The sequence below is a fragment of the Saccharopolyspora sp. genome, assembly GCF_017434145.1.
Taxonomy (GTDB): domain Bacteria; phylum Actinomycetota; class Actinomycetes; order Mycobacteriales; family Pseudonocardiaceae; genus Saccharopolyspora_C; species Saccharopolyspora_C galaxeae.
In genome coordinates, this window is the sequence record NZ_JAFRFW010000683.1 from 1 (window position 1) to 4,714 (window position 4,714).

Sequence of the window (4,714 nt, forward strand, 5' to 3'; positions counted from 1 at the left end):
CGAGTCCGCCGACGACGACCGGCGGGTATTCCCAGGACAGCATCAGCACGCGCATGAGGTGAGATTCCTTCCGGCAGCTCCCGGAACAGGACGTTTGCACGCCGGGCCCCGCCGCGCATGATCACTCGATCCGCGCGGGCACTACCGCAACGAGCGTGCGTCGAGGTGCCCGAAGATCCCGTCCTGCGACCGGAGCCCGCGAGCGAACCCGGCCGCTTCGGCGTGCGCACCGCGCTCCACCAGATCGACGAGCCGGTGCGCCCGTGCCGCGTGCAGCCGCGCGCGCCCGCGCGCGTAATCCGCACCGGTCTCGTGGCTGATCATGAACGCCCAGTCGCTTGCCAGCGCCAGCAGCACCTCGCGCAACAACTGGTCCCGCACCGGATCGCGCGCTGCTGAGCCGGGAACGCGCCGCAGGTGCCGCAACGCCCGTTCCTGCAGCGCCCGGTTCGCCTCGGCGATGTCGGAGACCGCGTCGCCGCACCACGTCCGCCAGTCGTTGCCCACGCCCCACGAGGTTTCCGGCAACTGCACCGGCGCACCGACGTGACCGGCTTGCACGGCCCCGCGCAGCGTCGTCACGCGCACTCCCGCCGCAGGCAACGCGCGCAGCACCTTCTCCAGCCATGACGGACCCTCGAACCACCAGTGCCCGAACAGCTCGGTGTCGAAGGCCGCCACGACCAGCCCGCCGCGCTGCGCCAACCGGTTCGTGACCGCTGAGACGAACTCGCGAGCGTGGCCGTCGACCGCCGCGGCGGCTCGCGCCGGGTCGTACGGCTCCTTGTCCCCGGGATCCACGTCGCGCCCGGTGATCCGCGCCGGTTTGAGCCCCACGGCGTGGTCGAACGTGTGGAAGTCGCGATAGTCGGAATGCGCCGGATAGCCGGTGGCCGACCAAACCTCCTCGCTGAGCGCGACGTCGCGGCCGAAGCACAGCACATCGCCGCCGACCGGGTGCGCCACCGAAACATCTCCCAGCGCGCCGCCGTCCACCAGGAATCGCCGCACCCCGGCCGCCGCGTACTCCCGCTCCATTCCGGGCCGGTGCGCGCATTCCGGCGCCCAGATTCCGTCCGGCCGCACGCCCCATCGCAGTTCTGCGTCGTTCAGTCCGATCTGCAGCGCGAAATCCCGCATTTCCGGTTCGAGCATTGGCTGGAAGGGATGCGTGGCGGGACCACCGAGCAGTTCGACCGTCCCGGACTCGATCAGCGGCCGCAGCACCGGCGAAGCGCCGTGCCGCCACCGCGTCCCGAACTCGGCCAGCCGCTCACCCGCGGCGCGGTGCTCGGCCGCGGCCAGTTCCCGCAGCACCGGGTCGCCGCGCCAGCGCGCCGCCGCTTCGTGGCTGCGCAGCCGCCAATTCCCCAGCCAGTGGTGGAAGGACCGCAGGCAGCGCGGATCGTCCAGCCCCGCGGCCAGCGACGGTGTGATCCCCAGCGTGAGCACGTCCCGGCGGCCTTCGGCGGCGAAGCGCTCCAGCATCCCCGCCAGCGGCAGGTAGCAGTGCGCCCACGCCTGGTGCAGCCATTCCTCTCCGACCGGCCAGCTGCCATGCCCGGCGAGCCACGGCAGATGGCTGTGCAACACCAGGCAGAACGCGCCGATCGGTTCGGTCACGCGGCGACACTACGACCGCCGCAGCAGCGCCGCCGCGAGCGACCGGCGAGTGCGTTCACACCACCGGCGAGACCGTGAGGCCGAGCGCGCCAGGTCCGGCGTGCGCGCCGATGATCGCGCTGGTCTCGGCGATCACGACCCGCCGCGCCTGCGGTACCGCGGCGCGCAACTGCTCGGCCACCTCGTTGGCGCGGTCGGCGTACTGGAAGTGCTCGATGCCGATGTCGACCGGCCCGTTCCCGGCGCGCTGCGCGGCCTGCCGCACGGCCTTCTTCAGCGCCCGGTCCGGGCCGCGGCCCTTGACCATCGGTTCCAGGACGCCTTCCCGCAGCACCAGCACCGGTTTGATCGACAGGGCGCTGCCCAGCAGCGCTTGCGCCCGGCCGACGCGCCCGCTGCGGCGCAGGTACTCCAAGGTGTCCACGTAGATCATCTGCGTGGTGCTGCGCAGCCGCCGGTCCAGCACCGAGAGCACGCCCTGGGTACCCGCCCCGGCCGCCGCGGCTTCGGCGGCGGCGATCACCGGGTAACCGATTCCCAGCCCGCACAGCCGGGAGTCCACCACGTACACCGGCAGGTTGATCTCGGCGGCGGCGCTGCGCGCGGAGTCGCAGGTCTGCGAGAGACCTTCGGAGATGTGCACCGACACGATCGACTCGACGCCCGCCGAGACCGCGTCGGTGTAGTTCCAGAAGAAGGCGGGCGGCGGGGGAGGGCTGGTCTCGACCGCGACGCCGTCGCGCATGGCCTGCGCCAGGTCGGGGTGCGGGATTCGGCGTTCGTCGTTCTCCAGCTCGCCGAGCTTCAATTCGAGCTGTACGACGCAGATCCCCAGTTTGTCGGCGACATCGACCGGGATCGAAGCGGTCGAGTCCGTCACGAGGGCGACGCGGTTGTTCATGGCGTGCAGGCTAGTCCCGAGATGTTCGCTTCTGGATGTGGTTTCTGTAGGTGGCGGTACTCACCGCGGTATCGGAGTCGACGGAGTAAGTGAGTACTGTCACGGGATACGCTGGTTGCACCGGGGCTACCGACAAGTAACATCCGGGGTGGTTGGCGTCACTGTGCCACCGACACTGTGACGTGGCAAGGTCGAACTTCCCGGTAACGATGCGCAACCGTCGGCCGGAACCCCGCAAGCACGTATGAGTCGTCGTCAGTCCGCAGGAGGTCGAAGAGGACCCATGAACATCGTCGTCCTGGTGAAGCAGGTGCCCGATACGTGGTCCGAGCGCAAACTCGCTGACTCCGACCACACGCTCGACCGCGAGTCGGCGGACGCCGTGCTGGATGAGATCAACGAACGTGCGGTGGAAGAGGCGCTGCTGATCAAGGAGGCCCAGGGCGGCGAGGTGACCGCCGTGTGCATGGGTCCGGATCGCGCGACCGACGCCATCCGCAAGGCGCTGTCGATGGGTGCGGACAAGGCGATCCACCTGTCCGACGAGGCGCTGCACGGCTCCGACGCGGTGCAGACCGCGAAGGCGCTGGCCAAGGTCATCGGCACCGTCGAGTCGGTGGACCTGGTGATCGCGGGCAACGAGGCCACCGACGGCCGCGTGGGCGCGGTCCCGGCGATGCTGGCCGAGCTGCTGGGGCAGCCGCAGCTGACCTACGCCCGCAAGGTCTCCACCGACGGTTCGACCGTGAGCATCGAGCGCGAGACCGACGCCGGTGTGGTGAGCCTGGAGGCGAACCTGCCCGCGGTCGTGTCGGTCACCGAGAAGATCAACGAGCCGCGCTACCCCTCGTTCAAGGGCATCATGGCGGCCAAGAAGAAGCCGGTCTCCGCGCTGACGCTGGCCGACGCGGGCATCGACCCGTCCGAGGTCGGGCTGGCCAACGCCGGTTCGCAGGTGACCGAGTCCGCGCCGAAGCCGCCGAAGGAAGCCGGTCAGCGCGTCAACGACGAGGGCGACGGCGGCACCAAGATCGTCGAGTTCCTGGCCGCCGAGAAGCTCGTCTGAGTCCACTGGTTTCGCGAGGAGAGTCAAAGTCATGTCTGAGGTTCTGGTCCTCGTCGACCACGCCGGTGGCGAGGTGAAGAAGGTCACCGCCGAGCTGCTGACCGCGGCGCGGCGTATCGGTGAGCCGTCGGCGGTGGTGGTCGGTGAGCCGGGCACCGCCGACAAGCTCAAGGGCGCGCTGGCGTCGCAGGGCGCGGAGAAGGTCTACGTCGCCGAGTCCGCGGACGCGGGCGGCTACCTGGTGACGCCGTCGGTGGAGGTGCTGGCCTCGCTGGTGGGTTCGGCGTCGCCGGCCGCGGTGCTGGTGCCGGGTTCGGTGGACGGCAAGGAGATCGCCGGGCGGCTCGCGGTCAAGCTCGGCTCCGGTCTGCTGTCCGAGGTCGTCGACATCGACGGCGACGGCGTGGGCAGCCACTCGCTGTTCGGCGGTACCTACAACGCCAAGGCCAAGGTCGCCTCCGGTACGCCGGTGGTCACCGTGCTGCCGGGCAGCGTGGACGCCGAGCCGACCGCCGGTGCCGGTGCGGAGCAGGCCGTCGAGGTGCCCGCGCTGGACGGTTCGAAGAACGCGAAGATCACCGGCACGCAGCCGGTGGAGGCCGGGGACCGGCCCGAGCTGACCGAGGCCAGCGTGGTCGTCTCCGGTGGTCGCGGTGTCGGTTCGGCCGAGTCGTTCGAGGTCGTGGAGACCCTCGCCGACTCGCTGGGTGCCGCGGTTGGCGCCTCGCGCGCGGCGGTGGACTCCGGTTACTACCCGCACCAGTTCCAGGTCGGCCAGACCGGCAAGACCGTGTCGCCGCAGCTGTACATCGCGCTGGGCATCTCGGGTGCGATCCAGCACCGCGCCGGGATGCAGACCTCGAAGACGATCGTGGCGGTCAACAAGGACGCCGAGGCCCCGATCTTCGAGATCGCCGACTACGGCGTCGTCGGCGACCTGTTCAAGGTCGCCCCGCAGCTGACCGAGGAGGTCGGCAAGCGCAAGGGCTGAGCGCTCGAACGCTTCGGCGGGCCGCGTCCATTCGGGCGCGGCCCGCTTTTTCGTCTCAGGGCCGGGCGGCGTGGCCGCGCGGCCCGGGAACGACCAGTTGGGCGGCGGGGGTCACCATGAAGCGTGCGAGCCC

The 4,714-nt window shown here is 70.6% G+C and carries 4 protein-coding genes; 2 read left to right on the top strand and 2 right to left on the bottom strand.

The genetic code is table 11. The annotated features are described in order from the left end of the window. Positions 1-141 precede the first annotated feature (141 nt). Together IJH84_RS18705 and IJH84_RS18710 are read right to left on the bottom strand one after the other, a co-directional pair. On the bottom strand, positions 142-1,623 hold the full coding sequence (locus tag IJH84_RS18705; protein ID WP_295146791.1) for a glycoside hydrolase family 57 protein: 1,482 nt from the start codon (positions 1,621-1,623) through the stop codon (positions 142-144). A gap of 55 nt (positions 1,624-1,678) precedes the next feature. Then, positions 1,679-2,524, bottom strand: coding sequence for a DegV family protein (locus tag IJH84_RS18710; protein WP_200070270.1), 846 nt, complete (start codon positions 2,522-2,524; stop codon positions 1,679-1,681). A gap of 283 nt (positions 2,525-2,807) precedes the next feature. Between IJH84_RS18710 and IJH84_RS18715 the strand changes: the two genes are divergently transcribed. Then, positions 2,808-3,590 (top strand): electron transfer flavoprotein subunit beta/FixA family protein, encoded by a 783-nt coding sequence (locus IJH84_RS18715; RefSeq protein ID WP_200070269.1) that lies wholly within the window; start codon positions 2,808-2,810, stop codon positions 3,588-3,590. A 31-nt stretch (positions 3,591-3,621) separates the two neighbouring features. Beyond that, a complete protein-coding gene (locus IJH84_RS18720; protein ID WP_200070268.1) occupies positions 3,622-4,581 on the top strand; it encodes an electron transfer flavoprotein subunit alpha/FixB family protein in 960 nt (319 codons plus the stop codon). Positions 4,582-4,714 lie beyond the last annotated feature (133 nt).